The sequence below is a fragment of the Neisseria sp. HMSC074B07 genome (genome assembly GCF_001810355.1).
Lineage (GTDB): Bacteria > Pseudomonadota > Gammaproteobacteria > Burkholderiales > Neisseriaceae > Neisseria.
Genome location: NZ_KV800978.1, coordinates 1 through 834 on the forward strand (window position 1 = coordinate 1; position 834 = coordinate 834).

Here is an 834-nt window from a genome sequence, read left to right on the forward strand (position 1 = left end):
GTTTTTAAGGAAGTTTTCAGACGGCCTGTGCAAAATAAAAACGCAAACGGTCGTCTGAAAAAAGATTGTCTTGCCGCAACATTTAATTCAATCAGCAACCCCATCCCCTCTCCCGTGGGAGAGGGCTAGGGAGAGGGCAGCAAGCCGCAAGGCTTGCACAAACAGCAACCCGACAACAAAAATGAACCCGCCCGAAAAACTATTGACCGCCGACAACCCCGCCCTTCACCAACGCGCCAAAGCCATGCGTCAAGAAATGAGCGAGGCGGAAGCAAAATTGTGGCAGCACCTGCGGGCAGGCCGTCTGAACGGCTATAAATTCCGCCGCCAGCAGCCGATGGGAAATTATATTGTTGATTTCATGTGCGTAAGGCCCAAGTTGATTGTCGAAGCAGACGGCGGGCAGCACACAGAACAAGCCGCATACGACCACGCGCGGACAGCATATCTCAACAGCTTGGGCTTTACCGTGCTGCGTTTTTGGAATCACGAGATTTTGCAGCAGACAAACGATGTACTGGCGGAAATCCTGCGCGTGTTGCAGGAATTGGAAAAACAGCCTGCACGGTAGCAGATGGCTGGTTTTGATTAAATTATTGAAAATTATAGGGTGCAAACCGACTGAATTAAGCATTCATAAAGGTCGTCTAAAAAGCATAAAAGTCGTCTGCACAACCTATTTTCCTCGCAGAACCCTTAATCCCAGCAGCTACCCCATCCTCTCTCCCGTGGGAGAGAGCTAGAGAGAGGGCAACAAGCCGCAAGGCTTGTATTTTGGGAGATTTAGGTGTTGGGAAAGATTGCCGCCATTCGGGGAATGCCCTCTCCCCAGCC

At 50.7% G+C, this 834-nt stretch carries 1 protein-coding gene; it reads left to right on the plus strand.

The features are described from left to right. The first annotated feature begins 181 nt into the window (after positions 1-181). Entirely contained in the window at positions 182-571 is a 390-nt protein-coding gene (locus HMPREF2726_RS10800) for an endonuclease domain-containing protein (protein WP_049229532.1), read from the plus strand. The last annotated feature ends 263 nt before the right edge of the window (positions 572-834 follow it).

Bases quoted from the DNA above. Each gene is read 5' to 3' on its own strand.
- HMPREF2726_RS10800 (WP_049229532.1), top strand. From the start codon at position 182: ATGAACCCGCCCGAAAAACTATTGACCGCCGACAACCCCGCCCTTCAC.